The organism is Bacillus sp. REN10 (assembly GCF_016820555.1).
Taxonomy (GTDB): domain Bacteria; phylum Bacillota; class Bacilli; order Bacillales; family Domibacillaceae; genus Bacillus_CE.
The window spans coordinates 436620-456868 of sequence record NZ_JADHDW010000001.1 but is presented as its reverse complement, the minus strand read 5'-3'; the positions used below and the strand labels follow the sequence as shown (position 1 = coordinate 456868).

Sequence of the window (20249 nt, the reverse complement as noted above, 5' to 3'; positions counted from 1 at the left end):
ATGTTGGCATAAACATGTATAAAACAGCCTTTCATCTGTTATGGCCTCAAAATTGTTTTACGAAGGTTCACTGCTTTTTTGGGATCATCAGTAAAGAACGCTGAACAGCCCTGTCGGATGAGCCACTCCATTTGCTTCTCTTTATTCACTGTATACGGACGAACCGCTATACCGCTTGCAGCAGAGTGTTTAATAATACTACTATTGACGGTGCGAATATTCGGATGAATGGCACTAGCCCCGATAGCCGCCGCATATTTCCACGGCATATATAAATGAGAGGAGTATAAAATAGCTGTTTGAATATCCGGTGCAAGACGATGAACATGGGCTAAAGAATAATGATTAAATGAGGAAAGAATCACTCGGCGTTCGTAGCCATATTGCCGAATAAGTTCAATGACTTTTTCCTCCATCCCAGGATATAAACATTCGTTATTTTTCAACTCAATGTTACAGATGATGGCATTCGTCATCATCCAATGAAACACATCTGTGAGAAGGGGGATCGTTGGCGTAGACGGCAAGTTCATAAATTTATAAGAGGCTTGTAACTGCTTCATCTCATTCCAAGTCCAATCTTTTACATACCCTTTTCCATTTGTCGTACGGTCTACTTTTTCATCGTGAATAACGACAAGGTAGCCGTCTTTTGTCATTTGAACGTCCAATTCAATTCCATCTGCCCCAGCCTCTTTAGCGGCTTCAAATGCCATCATCGTATTTTCAGGCGCTGTAGCTGAGTAGCCTCGATGAGCAAAAATAAGCGTCATAACATTAGACCTCCTTCTTCCGCTTGTTTCTACACAAAAAATGAGAGGAGACGATAGTACTCGCTCCTCTTAATTTGCTTACATAATGGATGGTTCTTCTAACTCTTTCAAGACGCCTTATGCTCTAGTCTCAATTTATCAGCCACCATCGCGATGAACTCTGAGTTCGTCGGCTTGGCTTTTGTCATGGATACTGTATAGCCAAACAAAGTAGAAATCGAATCAATGTTTCCACGGCTCCAAGCCACTTCAATCGCATGCCTAATCGCACGTTCTACTCGACTGGCTGTTGTATTGTATTTTTTTGCGATGTCAGGATATAACACTTTCGTAATTGAGCCAAGCAGTTCAATGTCATTATAAACCATGGAAATGGCTTCACGTAAATATAAATAACCTTTAATGTGTGCAGGAACACCAATTTCATGAATGATGCTTGTAATGCTAGCATCAAGATTGACAGGCTTTTTCTCAGCTGTCTTTACCACGGAATTTAAGGAGCGCTGGACCGTTGGATTTTCAGCACCGCTTACTTGGCGAATATGACTGACAAGGCTTTCCATATCAAATGGCTTTAACATAAAATAGGAGGCTCCAAGATCTACCGCTTACTTTGTCACATCCTCTTGACCAAATGCCGTTAACATAATCACATTGGGGATAGGAGATAAATGGAGTTCTCTCATTTTCTCCAATACAGCTAAGCCATCCACATGCGGCATAATGATATCAAGGATCAACACATCTACTTTCACTTGAGGAAGAATTTCTAAACACTCTTGCCCATTGTTCGCCTTTGCTACTACTTCCATATCATCTTGAGAAGAAATATATTCTTCGAGCAACTTCACTAGTTCACGATTATCATCAACAACAGCTACTTTAATTTTTTTCAAAAATGCTCCCCCTCACTCTTTTTAGTACTAGAGTATATTCTAATTGTTTTTTCGACAAAGAGAAATGAAATCCTTTAATTTTTCCTGTTTTTTTATTATATATATTTTTTCCCTTATTTTTCTTACACATTCGACGATTTTCTATGTAAGCGAGGCTTTTAAGCAAGAACTGATTTTGGACTTAGTTTTTAAACAATTCATGTAAAAAAAACAAGCGAGGGGTTCGCTTGTTTTAACTGACCTTTTCTTCGACCAATGAAATACCAGCCTCATTCAGCATCCATTCAATGTGAACGCCATATCCTGACGTTGGATCATTAACAAATACGTGAGTAACCGCTCCCACTACTTTGTTGTTTTGAATAATCGGGCTACCGCTCATCCCCTGAACAATTCCTCCTGTGCGATCAAGAAGTTTTGGATCCGTAATCTTTATTACCATTCCTTTTGTGGCTGGATATTTTTGTGGAATGGTCGTGACAATCTCGATATCGTACGCCTCAATTTTTTTACCATTCACAACCGTTAAAATTTTGGCAGGACCTTCTTTTACTTCATGGGATAACGCAACTGGATAGGCTTTGTTGATCAGCGGTTGTTGAAGCGGTTTATTTAATTGTCCAAAAATGCCATATGGACTATTATTCGTGATATTTCCTAACCGTTCTTGACTAGCCGAAAATTGCGCCAGCTTTTCACCCGGGTTTCCGTAACGGCCTTTTTGAATTGACATGACCGTTGATTGTACAATTTCTCCATCTTGAATGATAATAGGCTTTTTTGTATCTACATCGGTAATCACATGGCCAAGCGCCCCGTATTTTCCCGATCTCGGTTCATAAAATGTTAATGTACCGATTCCCGCTGTAGAATCGCGAATATAAAGCCCTAGCTTATAGGATTTCTCCTTTCGATCCTTCAATGGTGTTAACTTCGTTTCTAATCGCTTATGATCTCTTTGAATAACGATATTCATCGGTTGACTTTTTTCTGTACCTTGAAGAAATGCCCCCACATCTTGCATTTTTTCTATTTTCTTTCCGTTGATTTTAGTAATGACATCCCCTACTTGAATACCCGCTCGCTCCCCTGGAGACCATTTTCCTTGAGTGGTGTCGACTAAATGATGACCAACAACTAAGACACCGATTGTATTCATTTTAATTCCAATGGATTGCCCGCCTGGAATCACCTTTATTTCTCTTATAGCAGTCGCTTGTTTTTTCGTTAATGGAAATCCTGCTGATTGAAGCAGCTCTTCCTCTTGCCCAACGTCTGCACGTGTGATTGCTGAAATGCTTTCTTCCTGTCGATGTTTGATCTCTTTTGCATCAACAGGATGTATAATGAACCAATTCAATAAACAAACTATAATGGAAACAAGGAGAATTCCACCAGTGGTTTTGTAAAGTCCTTTTTTCTTCAACCCCTTCACTCTCCTCGCTTTTGAATAAGCCGCTTTGATGGCTGTACGTTTACTTTTTCCTTAGAGCGAATCAATTATTACGGAAAAATCCTCCCATCATTGGATAGCTTAACGCTCCTAATAAAAATGACTGCCTCCCTTATTTTAGAGAGGCAGTCATATGATTTAGCTGTTTTTTAAAGAAGCGGCCAATTCAAGTAACTCTTTTGCATGTTGTTTCGTTAAGTCAGTCATTTCGACTCCAGAAATCATTCGTCCGATTTCCTTAATTTTCTCCTCATTCTCAAGCGGTTCCACAAATGTTTTTGTTCGCCCGCCTGTCATCACTTTAGATATGTATAAATGTACATCAGCCATCGCGGCTACTTGCGGCAAATGAGAAATACAAAGCACTTGTGAATGGATCGCTACTTGATGAATTTTTTCTCCAATCGCTTGAGCGACTCGACCGCTTACACCTGTATCAACTTCATCAAAAATAATCGAGGTCACTCCTTGATGCTTCGAGAAAATCGTCTTCATCGCTAACATCATTCGGGATAATTCCCCTCCAGAAGCAACTTTAGATAGCGGCTTCAACGGTTCACCTGGATTCGTGGAGATATAAAACTCTACTTCATCTAACCCATCTTTTTTAAATGAAGGAAGATGCTTTGTATGATTTTCCCCATCCACAAGAAATTGAATGCGGAATACTGTTTTATCCATATAAAGCTGTTTGAGCTCATGATGGATGGCCTCTTCTAGTTTTTTAGCGGCTTGTTTTCTTAAATAGCTAAGCTGTTTCCCTTCAAGCAATAAGTCTTTTTCGTAGGCCAACCGCTCTTGCTGCAGCTTCTCAATATGTGTTTCCCGATTGATGAGTGTTTCAATTTCTTCTTCAATCTTCCCGCCATATTCCATAATTTCTTCAATCGTACTTCCATATTTCCGCTTCAATACATTAATCTCATTTAGTCTTGCTTCAATCTCATTTAAGCGATTCGGATCAAACTCTAATTCGTCGAGCGCGGAACTAATTTGACGTGATGCATCCTCTATCGCATAAAAGCTTTCCGAGACCGCATCATAAAGAGGACGATATTGTTCATCAATTTCCGCAGCTGCTTCTAGTTGGCTCATCGCCAGACTAACCCAATCGAGCCCTTTCCCTTCTCCTTGTAGAGCATTATAACTCGTCTGAGTCGACTCATACAATTTCTCAAAGTTGCTAAGTCTTCTTTTTTCTTCTGTTAGCTCCTCATCTTCTCTTAATTTCAAATCAGCTTTTTGAATTTCATTTAGTTGAAATTGAATTAAATCAAGGCGATGGGCCATTTGTTGCTCATTTTCACTCAGTTGGCGGATGGCTTTCATCGTTTGCTCATACCGGTTAAAAATTTCAGCATAGTTCGTTTTTGCTGACAATATATCACTGCCGCCGAATTGATCAAGCAAATGTAAATGTTGATTCGTATCCATCAGCTCTTGATGTTCATGCTGACCGTGAATATCAACAAGCGTTGAACCAATCTCACGAAGAATGGCAATCGTTACGAGCTTGCCATTAATTCGACACACACTTTTTCCCGTTGCAGAGATTTCTCTGCGCATAACAATTATCTCATCTTCAATCTCAATCCCAAATTGACGGGCTTTTTCAATCGAAGGATGATTTGGTCCATCTATGCTGAACATCCCTTCAATTTCCGCCTTTTTCTCTCCATGGCGGACAAATTCGGATGAGCCTCTTCCTCCTGCTAATAGATGAACAGCATCAATAATGATTGATTTTCCGGCTCCTGTTTCCCCCGTTAACACTGTTAATCCTTTTTCTAATGATAAATTTAATTCTTCAATGATGGCAAAATTGCGTATGGACAATTCCTGTAGCAATGTCTATTCACCTCAAATTAAAGCATTTCTAAAAAGCGTTGTGAAATAGTACCTGTATGCTCAGGGGCGCGACAAATAATTAAGCAAGTGTCATCCCCGCAAATCGTTCCCATAATCTCTTCCCAATCAAGGTTGTCGATTAAAGCACCCACAGCTTGAGCATTTCCCGGCAAAGTTTTCATAACAACAAAATGACCAGCAGAATCAATGCTGACAAATGCGTCTACTAACGATCGTTTTAGTTTTTGTAGCGGGTTAAAGCGCTGATCAGCAGGAAGGCTGTACTTATAGCGCCCATCCATGAGAGGCACTTTCACTAAGTGAAGCTCTTTAATATCTCTTGAGACAGTTGCTTGCGTCACATTGTATCCTAAAGTTTTTAAGCGATCGACCAGATCGTCTTGTGTTTCAATTTCATTATTGGCAATGATTTCTCTAATCTTTATATGACGTTGTCCTTTATTCATCCTATCACCTCAAAAAACGTATAAATATACTGTAGTATTCACATTTTATCTCAATTTTATCCTCATGTATAGTTGTTATATCGCGCGGCACAAAAAAGAGAGACTGTTCTCAAGATCCTTTGTCTTTTGAACAGTCTCTTTTTGCTGTTTTCAAACTAATACCATTATTTATTCGTTTTTTGCTTTAGCTGTTCATGAGCCTCCGTAACAATGGCGTCAACCGTCATCAATAGCTGATTCTCTCCTATTTCTTTCGGCTGCTCGGGCCAATGTAAGTGAATCAAAAATTCAATATTTCCATCCCCTCCAGTAATAGGAGAATATGATAAATCCTTCACATCGTATCCAAGCTCCAACGCTAAATCCATAATTTTAACGATCACTTGTTGATGAATTTTGGCTTCTCTAACAATTCCTTTTTTGCCTACTTGCTCTTTGCCTGCTTCGAATTGCGGTTTAATTAAAGCGATAACATCACTACCTGGAACGAGCAATGTTTTCAGCACTGGCAAAATTAATGATAAGGAAATAAAGGAAACGTCAATCGTCGCAAAGTCAGGCATTCCCTTCTCCAAATCAGCAGGTGTGACGTAGCGAAAATTGGTCCGTTCCATTACCACTACTCGCTCATCTTGACGAAGCTTCCAAGCGAGCTGATTATACCCGACATCTAGCGCATAAGACAGCTTCGCTCCATTTTGAAGAGCACAATCGGTAAAGCCGCCGGTGGAAGAGCCAATATCGAGCATGGTTTTGTCTTTTACATCAACATTGAATTGCTGCAACGCTTTTTCCAGTTTTAACCCGCCGCGACTCACATACCGCAACGTATTTCCTTTAATTTGAAGATGGGCATCAACAGCAATTTTTTCTCCTGGTTTATCAAGGCGCTCCTCATTAGAGTAGACAAGCCCAGCCATCACAGCACGCTTCGCCTTTTCTCTTGTTTCTATTAATCCTCTTTCTACAAGAAGTACATCTATTCGCTCTTTCTTTATCTTCATACTTAAGCTCTTTTCTGTTTTTTTGGAACCATCGCATGCAGTTTTCCCACTGCCGCTTCTTCCGTTAAATCAATTTCTTCTAGTAATAAGTCCACGCTTCCATGTTCAATAAAGCGGTCAGGAATCCCCATGCGTTCAATAATATGATGGTGATAACCATGATCATGAGCAAATTCGAGAACTGCACTTCCAAATCCACCTTCAAGAACCGCTTCCTCAATCGTTAAAATCGGCATTTCAGCGTTCAACATACTCAACAGCATCTCTTCATCCATTGGCTTGATAAACCGGGCGTTGACAACTTTTACGGAAATGCCTTGCTTTTCGGCCTGCTCAGCCGCTTTTAAGGCCATTGGAATCGTTGTACCAAATGTTAAGATGGCTGCATCCTCGCCCTCTTTCAGCACTTCCCAAGAACCGATAGGAATTTCCTTGAATTCTTGATCCATCGGTACACCCAATCCATTGCCTCGTGGAAAACGCATCGCAATTGGACCGTCGTTATATTGAAAAGCTGTGTAAACGAGATGCTGTCCCTCGTTTTCATCTTTCGGCATCATCAGCACCATGTTAGGCAAATGGCGTAAAAAGGCAATATCAAATACTCCTTGATGTGTTTCACCATCGGCACCTACAAGCCCCGCCCGATCAATACCAATAAATACATTTAAGTTTGGACGACAAATATCATGAACAACTTGATCATACGCTCGCTGCAAAAACGTGGAGTAAATTGCCAAAAACGGCTTCATCCCTTGAGTAGCCAGTCCAGCTGCTACAGTAGCGGCATGCTGCTCCGCGATTCCTACATCAAACATCCGATCAGGAAACTCTTCCGCAAACCCTAATAGCTTAGAACCGACAGGCATCGCTGGTGTAATAGCGACCACACGGTCATCCGTTCGAGCGATCTTTCTAGCTGTTTCACTCACGAGCGAGCTCCAAGCAGGAGGCTGATTTACAGGCTTAATAATCGTGCCTGTTTCCATCTTGTATGGACCGGTGCCGTGCCATGTTCCTTTCGTATCCAACTCCGCTGGCCGGTAACCTTTTCCTTTTTTAGTAATCACATGAACGATCACAGGCCCTTCCATTTTTTTGGCGTATTGTAGCTGTTCAACCAAATCTTCAAAGCTATGACCATCAATCGGGCCAAGATACGTAAAGCCCATTTCTTCAAAAAACATGCCTGATACGAATAAATACTTTAGGCTGTCTTTTAAACGCTCAGCCGTGTGAGCCATTTTTCCGCCAACAGCAGGAATTTTTTTGAGCAAGCTTTCCAGCTCATCCTTCACCCAGTTATACTTACCAGCTGTTCGGAGACGCCCTAACATTTGATGCAAAGCTCCGACATTCGGAGCAATAGACATTTCATTATCATTTAAAATCACAATCATATTCGTTTTTTCATGCCCGATATGATTAAGCGCTTCAAGGGCCATTCCTCCAGTTAGCGCCCCATCTCCGATTACCGGGATAATATGAGATGTTTCCTTTTTTAAATCCCTTGCAATGGCCATTCCCATCGCGGCTGATAAAGACGTGGAACTATGTCCTGTTTCCCACACATCATGTTCGCTTTCCGAACATTTAGGAAAACCGCATAATCCTTTATACTGACGCAACGTATCAAATTTGTCTGCACGCCCCGTCAATATTTTATGAACATATGATTGATGCCCAACATCCCATAAAATTTTATCCTTCGGGCTTTGAAAACAGCGATGCAAGGCAATCGTTAATTCTACTACTCCCAAGTTAGGCCCAATATGCCCACCCGTTTTAGATAAATTTTCGATTAAAAATTGCCGAATTTCCGCACTCAAATCTTTTAATTCATCTATGGACATATCTTTCAAAAAAGTAGGGTCTTTAATTGATAATAGATCCAATAGGATCACTCGCTTTCATTACTGTGTCATTTGTCACTTTGTCTTTATTATAACGTCCTCGTTATTTTCTACAACTTTTTACTGCAAAAATAACAGTTATTAGTGACTTTGAAAAAATAGCCGCTAACACTATGGCGTGATAACGGCAAGTTAATAAAAAATAGTATTGACATTATACCATATGTCTCAAATCACAACAATTTTAGTCATTTTTCATTGGTCTCGATTGGCAATTAAATGTGCCAGGTCTTTTAAAAGTTCTGCATTAGTATTCGTTTGTTCAATTGCTTGAAGCGCTTCGGATACGTGCTCTTGCAGCTTTTCTTTCGCGCCTGCAAGGGTCAGCAAAGCAGGGTACGTGCTCTTATGCTTATTCACATCACTGCCCACTCGTTTACCAATCTTCTCTTCCGAACCTTCCACATCTAATATATCGTCTTGGATTTGAAAAGCAAGCCCAATATGATTCGCATATGTTTGAAAATGCTGTAATTGGGCTTCTGACGCTCCCGATAAAAAGGCTCCTGCCATCACGCTAAATTCTAATAGCTTTCCTGTTTTATGCTTATGGATATATTCAAGCTCTTCTAACGCCAGCCGCTTGTTTTCTCCCTCCATATCAGCCATTTGTCCGCCAACCATTCCAGCAGGGCCAGCTGCTTGAGATAGCCAATTAATCAGCCACACTTTTTGTTCGTTCGTATATACTTTCGATTGAGCGACCACTTGAAAAGCATAGGTTAATAAAGCATCTCCTGCTAATATAGCTGTCGCTTCCCCAAACACTTTATGATTCGTTGGTTTGCCGCGCCGTAAATCATCATCATCCATACTCGGCAAATCATCATGGATTAAAGAATAAGTGTGGATCATTTCTAAAGCGGCGGCAGCTTCCATACCGATCAAAGGATTTTGCCGAAATGCGGCGATAGTCGCAAACAACAGCATTGGACGCAATCTTTTACCGCCCGCCTGGAGGGAATAATCCATCGATTGTATTAATAGATCTGGAGCCGTGATTGCCGAAATAATAGCTCGTAATTCCGCTTCAAGTTTTTCTTTATGTGTTTTCATAAACCGTGACAATTGGGTTTCCATATTATTCCCCCTCACTAATAACGAAGTCCTGCTCTCCATCTTCCGTCATTAATTTTGCTAGCTGCTCTTCGGCGTTTATCAACTTTTCATGGCAAAAAGCAGACAGTTCCATTCCCTTTTGATAATAACTTAACGCTTCTTCTAACGGAACATCTCCTTCTTCTAGCTTCGTCACAATCGACTCTAGCTGATCCATCGCCTCTTCAAAACTAAGTGATTTATTCTTCACTTTGATTCTCCTCCACTGATTGAATTTGACAATACAGGCTACCATCAGATAGTCGTACTCTTAACTCATTTCCTACCTTTGCATCTTTCGTCGATTTCACTAATTGATTGTCCGCTGTATACGTAAGACTGTAGCCTCGTTCCATCACTTTTAATGGACTTAATGCATGAAGTAAAGAGACTCTTCGTTTAAACTCGGCTTCTTTTCGATTAAACACGGACTGCATCTGTCGAATTAAATCCATTTTTAATCGATCTACCTCGATAGCTGATTCACGAATTTTCTTCCCAGGATGACTTCTTTCTAATCGACTGGTCCACTCATTGACTTGAGTATAAGCTTGCTTGAAATAAAGCGCTCGTTCTTTCCTCAATTTTTCGGTTAATCGGTCCAATCTTTCGGCTTGCTGACGATACAACGTCTCTGGATTACGCATAATATAAGAATGTTTCACCGTTTCATATCGCTTTCGTTCGCGCCGAATTTGTTCTGACATCGCACGGATTAATCTCATTTTCCTCGCAGCTATTTTTTCCACAACTTCTTCTATGTGCGGCACAGCTAACTCAGCTCCTCCTGTTGGTGTCGGAGCCCTCATGTCAGCAGCAAAGTCGGCAATGGTTATATCCGTTTCATGTCCAACAGCTGAGATGACCGGTATTTGAGAAGCACGAATCGCCAAAGCTACCTGTTCTTCGTTAAAAGCCCAAAGCTCCTCTATCGATCCGCCGCCTCGCCCGACTATTAACACATCTGCTCGACCATCATCATTCGCTTTTTCAATCGCTGAAACAATCGAAGGAGCCGCATTTTCTCCTTGAACAAGCGCTGGATAAACGAGCATTTGAGCAACCGGATAGCGCCTCTTAATCGTTGTCATAATATCTCGCACAGCTGCTCCTGTTGGCGACGTAACAATGCCAACCACTTTAGGGTACACTGGCAGCGGCCGTTTTTTATCAATATCAAATAAGCCTTCTTTCTCTAACCGCTTCTTTAACTGCTCAAACGCAAGATAAAGATCGCCGATGCCATCCGGCTGCATCGATTTCACATACATTTGGTATTGGCCGCCTGCTTCGTAAACGGTGACATCTCCGTTAATAAGTACTTGCATGCCATTTTCCGGCCTAAATTTTAACGATCGATTGGCAGAGGAAAACATAACCGCCAACATTCGAGCCTGATCATCTTTTAAAGTAAAGTACATATGCCCGCTAGAGTGCATTTTGAAGTTGGAAATTTCCCCCTTAACCAACACATTGGTCAAATGCGGATCGGCATCGAATTTTCGTTTTATGTATTTCGTTAACGCTTTAACGGTTAAATAGCGTTGAACATCCATCTTCCATTCCACCTTTTTTAGTCAAGCTAAAAAGCTGCCTCCCCATTATAACATGTTCGGGGGGCAGCTTTGACATTTCAAACTGCTTATTTAGATGCCACCATTGCCGATTTTTGTCTCACAGATTGCACTGTATTAAACAATAACATCGTAATAGTCATTGGGCCTACACCGCCTGGTACTGGGGTAATGGCACCGGCTACTTCTTTGGCGCTGTCGAAATCAACATCTCCGCAAAGCTTGCCGTTTTCATCGCGATTCATCCCAACATCAATCACAATCGCCCCTGGCTTGAAATCTTCCGCTTTCAAAAATTTCGCTTTACCTACAGCTGCAATGACAACATCTGCTTGCTTCGTAAAAGAAGAAAGGTCTTTCGTTCTAGAATGACAAACGGTTACTGTTGCGCTCTCTTTTAAAGAAAGCAAAGCAGCCGGTTTACCAACAATGTTACTGCGGCCAACAACGACGACGTGCTTGCCTTCTAATGAGATATTTTCTTTTTCCAACATTTTGATGATGCCATAAGGTGTACAAGAATAAAAGGCTTCTTTCCCGATGGACATTTTCCCTACGTTGACCGGATGAAAACCGTCGACATCCTTCTCGGGAGCGATCGCATCGATCACTTTATCTTCTGAAATATGAGAAGGCAATGGCAATTGAACAAGAATGCCATGAATGTTGTCATCTTCGTTCAACTCCTGTACTTTTTGAAGCAGTTCTGCTTCTGTCAAATCGGCCGGATAGCGATAGATTTCTGAATGAATCCCTACCTCTTCGCAAGCTTTATCTTTATTTCTAACATATGTTTGTGAAGCTTGATCATCCCCAACTAAAATCACTGCTAACCCCGGTGTAATTCCTTGCTGCTTTAATGCTTCAATTTCTCCCTTTAACTCTTGACGAATCTCTTTAGCAATTTGTTTACCATCGATGATTGTTGCTGTCACGATTGTTTTCCCCCTTAATTAATTGTTCATTATTGTATGGAATCTTTAATTCTTGATAATACACCATTGATGAATTTGCTTGAACGCTCATCGCTAAAATGTTTAGCTAACTCTACGGCTTCATTAATCGCTACTTTATCAGGCACATCATCTGCATACTTCATTTCGTACACCGCTAATCGCAAAATATTTCGATCTACTTTTGCCAAACGATCAAAGGACCATTTTTCAAGGTTTACTTTCACCATTTGATCAATCTCTTCTAGATGAGAAATGGTCCCCATCACACTATTCTGTAAATATTCATCAACCGGAGCATCCTCTAATACATGTTGGATTGCTTCTTCAGGGGTTGCTCCGCTCATATCGATTTGGTAAAGAGCCTGCAAGCTTTTCTCACGTGCTGTACGTCTTTTCATTCCTTTTAACTCCTTTTGCTTTTTCATCATAAAATGATAATAGCATAAAATGAAAAGAATACACACGTTCTTCGGAAAAAGGATGTGTTTTATTTCAAATCCTGCTCTTGTAACATGAAAAAGCTGACCTACCAAAGGGAGGCTTTATCCGCCTTCTCCCTTTTCTTTAGGTCAGCCTTTCAGTTACGCTTCTGTTGCGAAATCGCTTTCAGTATTTTTTGTTTCGAATTGAATACCGACAACGTGAATATTGACTTCATCCACTTCTAAAGCCGTCATATTTAATAGCGCTTGTCGGATATTATCTTGAATTTTTTGAGCAACTCCTGGGATGGATACACCAAAGGCGATGACACAATACACATCCACTTTAATTCCATCTTCTGTTAAATCGACACGAACCCCTTTGCCATGGTTCTTCTTGCCGAGACGCTCTGCAACGCCGGATGCAAAACTACCACGCATTTTCTCAACGCCATCTACTTCAGATGCAGCGATTCCCGCAATGACTTCAATTACTTCAGGGGCGATCTCAATTCGACCCAGCCCGTTATCTCCATTACTCATTTCTAAAACTTGATTAGCTTGGCTATTTTCTGCCATCAATCAACACCTCCGTGTTCCATTGTTTATGACTTCATCAATTCGTACATTTCAAGGAATTTTGTGTTGAATTCTCCTTCAACAAACTTTTCGTGTTCGAGTAGCTGCAAATGGAAAGGAATAGTTGTGTGAACTCCTTCGATCACAAATTCGCTTAACGCGCGTTTCATCCGCGCAATTGCTTCTTCACGCGTAGAGCCAAACGTGATTAATTTAGCAATCATGGAATCATAAAACGGCGGAATCATATAGCCAGGATAAGCGGCAGAATCTACTCGAACTCCAAAACCTCCAGGCGGCATATAAGCTGTAATGCGACCAGGAGATGGCATGAAGTTCTTTTCTGGATTTTCCGCATTAATTCGGCATTCAATTGACCAGCCGTTAAATTCTACATCCTGCTGTTGAAGAGAAAGTTCTTCACCGGATGCTACGCGAATTTGTTCTTTAATCAAATCTACACCTGTCACCATTTCCGTCACCGGATGCTCTACTTGAATTCTTGTGTTCATTTCCATGAAATAAAACTTTCTATGATTATAATCATAAATAAATTCTACCGTTCCTGCACCTGTATATTCAACGGCTTGCGCTGCTTTCACTGCTGCATTTCCCATCTCTTCACGCACTTTGGCATCAAGAGCTGGTGAAGGAGTTTCTTCAAGCAGTTTTTGCATGCGGCGTTGAATGGTACAATCCCGTTCACCTAAGTGAATCACATTTCCATGTGTATCTGCAAGCACTTGAATTTCAACATGGCGAAAATCTTCAATAAATTTCTCTAAATAAACGCCAGGATTTCCAAATGCTGTAGCCGCTTCTTGCTGGGTCATGTTAATGCCTTTCACCAGCTCTTGTTCATCGCGGGCTACACGGATCCCTTTCCCGCCGCCGCCAGCTGTGGCTTTAATAATGACGGGATAGCCGATGTCTTTCGCGATAGACATCCCTTCTTCAACGGATTTAATAATGCCGTCAGAACCGGGCACGATTGGCACACCGGCTTTTTCCATCGTATCACGCGCTACATCCTTCGTTCCCATCTGTGTAATCGCTTCTGGGGAAGGCCCAACAAATATAATATTGCATTCACGACAAAGTTCTGCAAAATCTGCATTTTCAGCCAAAAAACCGTAGCCTGGATGGATTGCATCACAATTCGTTAATTTAGCCACACTAATGATATTTGTGAAATTTAAATAACTGTCCTTTGAAGCCGTAGGTCCGATACAGAACGCTTCATCTGCTAACTGCACATGCAGAGCCTCTTTATCGGCTTCAGAATAGACAGCCACCGTTTCAACATCCAGTTCTTTGCAGGCGCGAATAATACGCACAGCAATTTCCCCACGGTTGGCAATTAATAACTTTTTAATCATTCCGATCTCTCCTTATAAAGGCTTTACTGAAAATAACGGTTGACCGTATTCAACTAATTGCCCATCTTTGACAAGAATTTCTACAATCTCGCCTTCGACTTCTGCTTCAATTTCATTAAACAGTTTCATCGCTTCTACGATACATACCACTGTTTCACTAGATACTTTTGATCCCGGCTTTACATATGGCTCTGCATCTGGAGATGGAGATTGATAAAATGTTCCTACCATTGGAGAAGTGATTTTATGTAAGTTTTCTGTACTCTCAACTGCTTTTGGCGCTTCTGGTGCAACTTCTACTTTCGGCGCTTCCTGCGGTACATCTTTCACTACGGAATACGTGACTCCTGTATTCTTTTTCATTTTTACTTTGCTGCCTTCTGATTCAAAAACAAACTCCTCAATATTAGATTGACTCACAAGCTTAATAAGTTCTCTTATTTCCTGTACTTTCATTTCTGACACCCCTTGAAAGATTATGACTAGATAATAATATCTTACGATAACATCTAGTAAGAATTCAACTTTTAATTAATAAATAGAATTCCCCCCTTATATTTTATCCGTTTTCTAACAAATATGATAGAATAAATAATAATTTTTATAATATTTTTTTTATTCTAACAAATTCTCTATGAATACACGAAAGTCAAAACATCGAAAATAAAACGAGAGCGGCCTTAGTAAAAGGCAGCTCTCCGTTTAAGACAATATTTCGCCTGCAGGTTTTTGGCTATTTGACTGTTTGAAACTCCACTGCAACCGGCTGCTTCCCTAGCTCGTCCCGTACGAGGCGAATGATTTCATTCGCTGCCGCAGCGGAATGTTTTTCCGCTTTTACGGTAATTCTAACATTTGTTCCATCCGCTCGAACGAGAGCATCTTTATATCCTTTCGATTTAATTAATGTTTCTAACACGCTTTCTTTCGTTGCTAGTTCTGTTAATTTTTCCATTTCTTCATAGGCTTGATTTTTGTCCGCAGCTGAAAGATCTGATGAAGCCACTTTCACAGTCAAGTCTTCTTTCAATTTGTTTCTTTCATCCTCCATCTCTAATCGCAGCAGATCAAACGCTTCATCACCCGCTGATTCTGTTACAACCTCCAGCTCCTGATTATCGACGGCTACATTAGTTTCTTGAGGTGTTTGTTCAGTTGACTGATTCGCCTCTCCCGCTTGATTTTTCGTAGAGACGACATCAGGGGAAAGCTGTTCTGGGGAAGTAATGTAATAGACAGATAAGACAACGACTAAGCTAATCATTGTTAACAACCAAACTGTTTGTTTTTTCAATAACATTTTAAGCTTCCTCCTTTGGTTTTTTCGGCATGACGGCTACGCGATGGCTCGGTACATGAAGAACCCTTGTCACCGATTCAATTACCCATTTTTTCACTTGAATGTTTTCTACTCCTTCTGCCACAACTAACACTCCGCGTATTTCCGGCTTTTTCATTTCTAATATGACAGGAGCATCCCCATTCTCTTCTTTCATCATGACCAACTCTTCTTCTCTCGTCTGATCAATGACTGTCCTTTCCCCGCCTTTCTTATCAGTTTCTTTCGTTTCTTGAGATTTGACAGCTGTGTTTTTTTCTAGCACTTTTTGTTCACTGGCTTCTATATTGACTACAACTGTCACATTACTGACACCAGCCATTTCCTCAAGCGCAGATTGTAGTTTTTTTTCGTATTCTTGCTCGTAATCGCTTGTTGAGGGGTGATTCGGTGCATTCTGTTGTCCAGATGCTTCTTCATAGCTTGCTTGATCTTGATTGATCATCGGTATGTCTCCTCTTTGCTTCAAATCACTGAAAAACATCATGCCCATACCAAGGATAGCCACAATCACCATCCACTTTGCCCTATTTGCCGCTTTCTCCTCTCCGCTTTTTTTAGATGGGATTAAGGACTGAAGCCACTCCAACGGATTTTTCCGATCACTCAAGGCTGTCCCCCTCCTCTACCTTATGAATATTCAATTGCTCGGTCGGAATATTCCACTTTTTCGAGAGAAAATCGATGAGTGACTGTTCTTCTTTCTGAGTTTCTTGTGACTGAAAGGATGAATCAATCACTACTTCATCTACGGTAGCGGAAGATTCCTGCTCATTTATAGACGCGATATACACATCCACTTGCGCAATGTCTTCAGGCGCGTATTTCCCCCAGTTGTGAACTTCAATATTTAAATCTATTATCTTTTTTTGAAATTGATTCTTTAATTCAGCTTCCACTTCTGCACGAAGTTGCTGTTCTGCATTTTTTAATATATACAGTTGCTTTGTAGATTCTAAACGATCTTGTTTAATAGATAGTTCCTGTTCCAACTGTTCATCTTTTGCTTGTTTGGCCATCCAATCATACAGCTCTTGCTCCATATTAATGGAAAATAACGTCCATATTGGGTTGAGCATGACTAATAATAAAAGCAGCCCCATCACAACCCTTGCATATCTTTGAAATGAGGAGGATGGCAATAGCATGTCCACTACCGCTGCAAGCAAAATAAAAGTTAGTACTTTACTTAGCCAATCCACGATAAATGCCATTAGTCTTGGTCCCTTTCTTAGCGAATCATCATCGTTAAATTACTGGCAGCTACGAGAAGAACAATGGATAAAAAAAACATAAAAGAAACAATCACTAGCGCGGCTAATACATACGTCATATTTTTGCTGATGATGTCGAGACAATTGACGACCATTTTATCTCCAAGTGGCTGTAAAATAGCCGCTGAAACTTTATAGATCATAATCAAGGCAAGTATTTTTAAAGCGGGAAAAGCAATGATTAACAACAGCATGCCTGCTCCTGCCAGTCCAACGGTATTTTTTAATAATAAGGAGGCACTCATGACCGTATCAGCTGCTTCCGTAAACATCCTGCCAACCACCGGAATAAAGTTTCCTGCAAGAAATTTAGCTGCCCGAATCGCCAGTCCATCAGAGACAGCGGCAGCGGTTCCCTGCAAGGAAACAACCGCTAAATAAATCGCCATGAACGCACTTAGTAAGCCGATACTAAAGCGCCGCAGCAAATCAGCCAATTTTGTCGCTTGATAGTGTTCAGAAAAAAGACTGACTAAACTAATCAACGTAGCAAAAAACAAAAGCGGCAAGATTATTTTTTGAATTAATATTCCGCTAATGTTCATTAAAAAAAGCAAAAACGGGTGAAAAATCGTGGCTGAAACCACTCCGCCAGTGGTCGCTAATAGAGCAAGTAAAATAGGAACGAGTGCGAACAAAAATTGGATCATCTCATTTACAGCTTCAGTCGCATAGTCCATCGTTAAGCGAAAGCTATTTAAAGCGATAATCATCAGCACCATTAATATCACTCCGTACGCAACCTTGCTCACTACTCCTTGTTCAAACGCGTTTTGGAGCGTTTGCAAAAAGACAGAAAAAACGGTTAACAAAATTAGGGTACCAAGCAGTTTTCCATTGGCCGTTAGTTCATGAAACATAAACGATACGAGCCCTTTTGCCCACTCTCCTAACGAAACTGCTTGTCCGCCTTCTAACAAGCTAGGCAACGATTTCCGCTGCGCTTCTGGCAAATACTGTCCGTACGTTCTCACGATATGATCCCATTGAGCGGAAAGATCCTCCACCCCCAAATGCTGTAACTGTTCTTTCGCCATTCCCCCTAGATCTAGCGGTTTCTCCTCATTCGTGGCTTGCACGCTGTACGAAGCTGATAAGAGAAGAATGAATAGCAAGAGAGCGGACTTTAACCGTTGCTTCATACACATCCCCCACCGTTACTCATGCTTTGATTAATTTGGCAACATGGACAAGATCGTTTCTATTAAAAGGGTTAAAATGGGAACAGCCATTGATAAAATAATCACTTTACCAGCGAGCTCCATTTTGGCTGCCAGTGCGTCTTGCCCAGCATCTTTTGTCATTTGTGCCGCAAATTCAGCAATGTAAGCGACTCCGATAATCTTTAACATTGTTTCCACATAAACAAGCTCCACTTCCGCACGTGCAGCCAGCTTCTTGATCATTAAAATAATGTTGGCAATTTGATCAGCTAAAAACAAAAATAGACTGCTGCCAACGAACAACACGAGCAAAAAAGTAAAGACCGGCTGATGCTCCTCAAGTAACAGAGCGAAAAATACGGCAACAAGAACAATGGCAGCTACTTGTATAATTTCAATCGTATTCCTCTCCCGTCATTGAAATAAAAAAACATCTTTAATGGTGTTAAACAAATCCTCCACTACAGCAGCAATTAAAAACAAAACATAGATAAACCCAAATAACGTTACCCACTGGGCGTACTCCTTTTTTCCTACTTGTTCTAAAATCGTATGGAGGAAGGCCACGATCAAACCGATGCCGGCTATTTTAAATATGACTTCCACTTCAATGCCCAATAGTTCTCCTCCTTCTCTGCTATAAAAGCAGCAATACGATAAATAATCCGCCGATGACACTTAAATTGCGATACAGCTTTCCGTATTGCTTATACTTTTCAGCTGCTTCCTGTTCCTGACGCGCTAAATGTGTTAGCGTCAGTAAAATTTGTTTTTGCTCTGTCAGCCGATCATGTTTGCCTACTGTATCGCCAAATTCTAATAAAATTGATCGTTCCTCCTCTTTTAACTCGGTATAGGGCCAAATGGCGTTCAGGCTTTGTCTCCAAGCGGATGGCGCATCCATTTCCGTTGTTGTCAATAAATGAGCAAAAGACGAAAAGAGAGAAGCAATCGGTGGCGGCAAACGCTCCGATAATTTTCTCGCTGATTCATGCAAAGGAGTATGACCGTACACAATTTCTGCTTCTAACGCTTGCAAAGCCGATTTTAGCAAACGAATTTGTTTCGTTCGTTCACTCAGTTTCCTGCCTTGCTCCGTCCCGATCCAGAAAGATCCGAATAAAATGAAGAGTGCCCCGATCCATTTCACCCCGTCTCCCCCACTCTTGTCGCTAGCTTCTTCCCATGTTCATCTAAAATGTGAAACACTCGCTCACCACCTTGATAGGCCAGTTCAATAAATCGTTCAAACGCACCATTTTGAACAATTTTTTCAATCATTGGCCGGCGAATCACTTCTTTCAAACTCGTTCCGTGAACTGTTGCCATTAAGGCAATACCTGCATTCATCGCTTCGGCAACCGCTTGTCCATCTTCTTCCCTTCCAATTTCATCAGCAATTAATACCTCTGGACTCATCGAGCGAATCATCATCATCATGCCCTCTGCTTTTGGACAAGCATCTAACACATCTGTACGTGTTCCAACATCAAGCTGCGGAATGCCTTTAACACAACCCGCTATTTCTGAACGCTCATCCACAATCCCTACTTTTACTGCCGATATATTGATCGCTTGATCACCGCTAGCAGCAACCCGTGCCACATCCCGAAGCAGCGTTGTTTTTCCCGATTGCGGTGGTCCGATGATCAAGGTGCTTTTCCAACGACCATGATAAAGAGATGGAATCAATGATTGAGCGGCGCCAATTTTTTCACGGGCAATCCGCAAGTTAAATGAAGAGAGATGACGAATCGCTTTCACTTTGCCCTGTTCTAAAATCACTTTTCCCGCTAGCCCTACCCGATGACCGCCTTCGATTGTTAAATATCCGCATCTCAATTCTTCATCTAATGCATAAAACGAATGGTGGCTCAGTTTGTTGATTAGGACTTGTCCTTCTTCAGCGGTAATAATATGCGGCAAAAAGAATACGTTCCTAGCAATGATCTCTAACGGTTGGTTAATTCGAATTCTTATCTCTTCCATCTCATCTTTCACTTGGGGTGGCAGGCTTTGAATGACTTCCTTTAATGTCGGCGGCAAATAAGATAGAATGGTATCGATCATGATTTCCTCCTTCCCCTCCCTTTTTATTCAATGTATGTTTT

At 41.1% G+C, this 20249-nt stretch carries 22 protein-coding genes and 1 pseudogene; all 23 read right to left on the bottom strand.

The window, feature by feature from the left end:
* Positions 1 to 38: 38 nt before the first annotated feature.
* Positions 39 to 773, bottom strand: coding sequence for a glycerophosphodiester phosphodiesterase (locus IRB43_RS02315; RefSeq protein WP_203361803.1), 735 nt, complete (start codon positions 771 to 773; stop codon positions 39 to 41).
* 107 nt (positions 774 to 880) lie between these two features.
* Positions 881 to 1669, bottom strand: a pseudogene (spo0A, locus tag IRB43_RS02310) (sporulation transcription factor Spo0A).
* 232 nt (positions 1670 to 1901) lie between these two features.
* Positions 1902 to 3095 (bottom strand): SpoIVB peptidase, encoded by a 1194-nt coding sequence (gene spoIVB, locus IRB43_RS02305; RefSeq protein WP_238941745.1) that lies wholly within the window; start codon positions 3093 to 3095, stop codon positions 1902 to 1904.
* Positions 3096 to 3260: 165 nt separating this feature from the next.
* The gene (gene recN, locus IRB43_RS02300; RefSeq protein ID WP_203361802.1) at positions 3261 to 4970 is read right to left on the bottom strand and encodes a DNA repair protein RecN; all 1710 of its coding nucleotides are present in this window, start codon (positions 4968 to 4970) and stop codon (positions 3261 to 3263) included.
* Positions 4971 to 4987: 17 nt separating this feature from the next.
* Positions 4988 to 5437, bottom strand: a complete 450-nt coding sequence (gene ahrC / locus IRB43_RS02295; protein WP_203361801.1) for a transcriptional regulator AhrC/ArgR — start codon at positions 5435 to 5437, stop codon at positions 4988 to 4990.
* Between the two features lie 164 nt (positions 5438 to 5601).
* Positions 5602 to 6441 (bottom strand): TlyA family RNA methyltransferase, encoded by an 840-nt coding sequence (locus tag IRB43_RS02290; protein ID WP_203361800.1) that lies wholly within the window; start codon positions 6439 to 6441, stop codon positions 5602 to 5604.
* A 2-nt stretch (positions 6442 to 6443) separates the two neighbouring features.
* Entirely contained in the window at positions 6444 to 8336 is a 1893-nt protein-coding gene (gene dxs / locus IRB43_RS02285; protein ID WP_203361799.1) for a 1-deoxy-D-xylulose-5-phosphate synthase, read from the bottom strand.
* A gap of 213 nt (positions 8337 to 8549) precedes the next feature.
* On the bottom strand, positions 8550 to 9434 hold the full coding sequence (locus tag IRB43_RS02280) for a polyprenyl synthetase family protein (RefSeq protein ID WP_203361798.1): 885 nt from the start codon (positions 9432 to 9434) through the stop codon (positions 8550 to 8552).
* 1 nt (position 9435) lies between these two features.
* Positions 9436 to 9708 carry an exodeoxyribonuclease VII small subunit gene (gene xseB, locus IRB43_RS02275; RefSeq protein ID WP_238941744.1) on the bottom strand — a complete coding sequence of 91 codons (273 nt, stop codon included), beginning with the start codon at positions 9706 to 9708 and terminating at the stop codon, positions 9436 to 9438.
* Complete coding sequence (gene xseA, locus IRB43_RS02270; RefSeq protein ID WP_203361796.1) at positions 9653 to 11008, bottom strand: exodeoxyribonuclease VII large subunit; 1356 nt, start codon at positions 11006 to 11008, stop codon at positions 9653 to 9655. The genes xseB and xseA overlap by 56 nt, the downstream gene beginning before the upstream one ends.
* Positions 11009 to 11094: 86 nt before the next feature.
* Complete coding sequence (folD, locus tag IRB43_RS02265) at positions 11095 to 11961, bottom strand: bifunctional methylenetetrahydrofolate dehydrogenase/methenyltetrahydrofolate cyclohydrolase FolD (RefSeq protein WP_203361795.1); 867 nt, start codon at positions 11959 to 11961, stop codon at positions 11095 to 11097.
* A 29-nt stretch (positions 11962 to 11990) separates the two neighbouring features.
* Positions 11991 to 12380 carry a transcription antitermination factor NusB gene (gene nusB / locus IRB43_RS02260; protein WP_203361794.1) on the bottom strand — a complete coding sequence of 130 codons (390 nt, stop codon included), beginning with the start codon at positions 12378 to 12380 and terminating at the stop codon, positions 11991 to 11993.
* A 183-nt stretch (positions 12381 to 12563) separates the two neighbouring features.
* Positions 12564 to 12983 carry an Asp23/Gls24 family envelope stress response protein gene (locus IRB43_RS02255; RefSeq protein WP_203361793.1) on the bottom strand — a complete coding sequence of 140 codons (420 nt, stop codon included), beginning with the start codon at positions 12981 to 12983 and terminating at the stop codon, positions 12564 to 12566.
* Between the two features lie 26 nt (positions 12984 to 13009).
* Complete coding sequence (accC, locus tag IRB43_RS02250) at positions 13010 to 14362, bottom strand: acetyl-CoA carboxylase biotin carboxylase subunit (RefSeq protein WP_203361792.1); 1353 nt, start codon at positions 14360 to 14362, stop codon at positions 13010 to 13012.
* Between the two features lie 12 nt (positions 14363 to 14374).
* Entirely contained in the window at positions 14375 to 14818 is a 444-nt protein-coding gene (gene accB / locus IRB43_RS02245; RefSeq protein ID WP_203361791.1) for an acetyl-CoA carboxylase biotin carboxyl carrier protein, read from the bottom strand.
* Positions 14819 to 15095: 277 nt separating this feature from the next.
* Complete coding sequence (locus tag IRB43_RS02240) at positions 15096 to 15662, bottom strand: SpoIIIAH-like family protein (protein ID WP_203361790.1); 567 nt, start codon at positions 15660 to 15662, stop codon at positions 15096 to 15098.
* 1 nt (position 15663) lies between these two features.
* A complete protein-coding gene (gene spoIIIAG, locus IRB43_RS02235) occupies positions 15664 to 16311 on the bottom strand; it encodes a stage III sporulation protein AG (protein ID WP_238941743.1) in 648 nt (215 codons plus the stop codon).
* The gene (gene spoIIIAF, locus IRB43_RS02230; protein ID WP_203361789.1) at positions 16304 to 16915 is read right to left on the bottom strand and encodes a stage III sporulation protein AF; all 612 of its coding nucleotides are present in this window, start codon (positions 16913 to 16915) and stop codon (positions 16304 to 16306) included. Before spoIIIAF ends, spoIIIAG begins: the two co-directional genes overlap by 8 nt.
* Positions 16916 to 16932: 17 nt before the next feature.
* Entirely contained in the window at positions 16933 to 18117 is a 1185-nt protein-coding gene (spoIIIAE, locus tag IRB43_RS02225; RefSeq protein WP_203361788.1) for a stage III sporulation protein AE, read from the bottom strand.
* A 30-nt stretch (positions 18118 to 18147) separates the two neighbouring features.
* A complete protein-coding gene (spoIIIAD, locus tag IRB43_RS02220) occupies positions 18148 to 18528 on the bottom strand; it encodes a stage III sporulation protein AD (protein ID WP_203361992.1) in 381 nt (126 codons plus the stop codon).
* 24 nt (positions 18529 to 18552) lie between these two features.
* Positions 18553 to 18756 (bottom strand): stage III sporulation protein AC, encoded by a 204-nt coding sequence (spoIIIAC, locus tag IRB43_RS02215; RefSeq protein ID WP_203361787.1) that lies wholly within the window; start codon positions 18754 to 18756, stop codon positions 18553 to 18555.
* 19 nt (positions 18757 to 18775) lie between these two features.
* Positions 18776 to 19288, bottom strand: a complete 513-nt coding sequence (spoIIIAB, locus tag IRB43_RS02210; protein WP_203361786.1) for a stage III sporulation protein SpoIIIAB — start codon at positions 19286 to 19288, stop codon at positions 18776 to 18778.
* Positions 19285 to 20205: a stage III sporulation protein AA gene (gene spoIIIAA / locus IRB43_RS02205; RefSeq protein WP_203361991.1), complete on the bottom strand. Its 921-nt coding sequence runs from the start codon at positions 20203 to 20205 to the stop codon at positions 19285 to 19287. The genes spoIIIAB and spoIIIAA overlap by 4 nt, the downstream gene beginning before the upstream one ends.
* Positions 20206 to 20249: the final 44 nt, after the last annotated feature.

Coding starts and splice junctions, on each gene's coding strand:
- IRB43_RS02315 (WP_203361803.1), bottom strand. CDS start 773: ATGACGCTTATTTTTGCTCATCGAGGCTACTCAGCTACAGCGCCTGAA.
- ahrC (WP_203361801.1), bottom strand. CDS start 5,437: ATGAATAAAGGACAACGTCATATAAAGATTAGAGAAATCATTGCCAAT.
- IRB43_RS02290 (WP_203361800.1), bottom strand. CDS start 6,441: ATGAAGATAAAGAAAGAGCGAATAGATGTACTTCTTGTAGAAAGAGGA.
- IRB43_RS02280 (WP_203361798.1), bottom strand. CDS start 9,434: ATGGAAACCCAATTGTCACGGTTTATGAAAACACATAAAGAAAAACTT.
- xseB (WP_238941744.1), bottom strand. CDS start 9,708: ATGGTAGCCTGTATTGTCAAATTCAATCAGTGGAGGAGAATCAAAGTG.
- xseA (WP_203361796.1), bottom strand. CDS start 11,008: ATGGATGTTCAACGCTATTTAACCGTTAAAGCGTTAACGAAATACATA.
- nusB (WP_203361794.1), bottom strand. CDS start 12,380: ATGAAAAGACGTACAGCACGTGAGAAAAGCTTGCAGGCTCTTTACCAA.
- IRB43_RS02255 (WP_203361793.1), bottom strand. CDS start 12,983: ATGGCAGAAAATAGCCAAGCTAATCAAGTTTTAGAAATGAGTAATGGA.
- accC (WP_203361792.1), bottom strand. CDS start 14,362: ATGATTAAAAAGTTATTAATTGCCAACCGTGGGGAAATTGCTGTGCGT.
- accB (WP_203361791.1), bottom strand. CDS start 14,818: ATGAAAGTACAGGAAATAAGAGAACTTATTAAGCTTGTGAGTCAATCT.
- IRB43_RS02240 (WP_203361790.1), bottom strand. CDS start 15,662: ATGTTATTGAAAAAACAAACAGTTTGGTTGTTAACAATGATTAGCTTA.
- spoIIIAF (WP_203361789.1), bottom strand. CDS start 16,915: ATGGCATTTATCGTGGATTGGCTAAGTAAAGTACTAACTTTTATTTTG.
- spoIIIAE (WP_203361788.1), bottom strand. CDS start 18,117: ATGAAGCAACGGTTAAAGTCCGCTCTCTTGCTATTCATTCTTCTCTTA.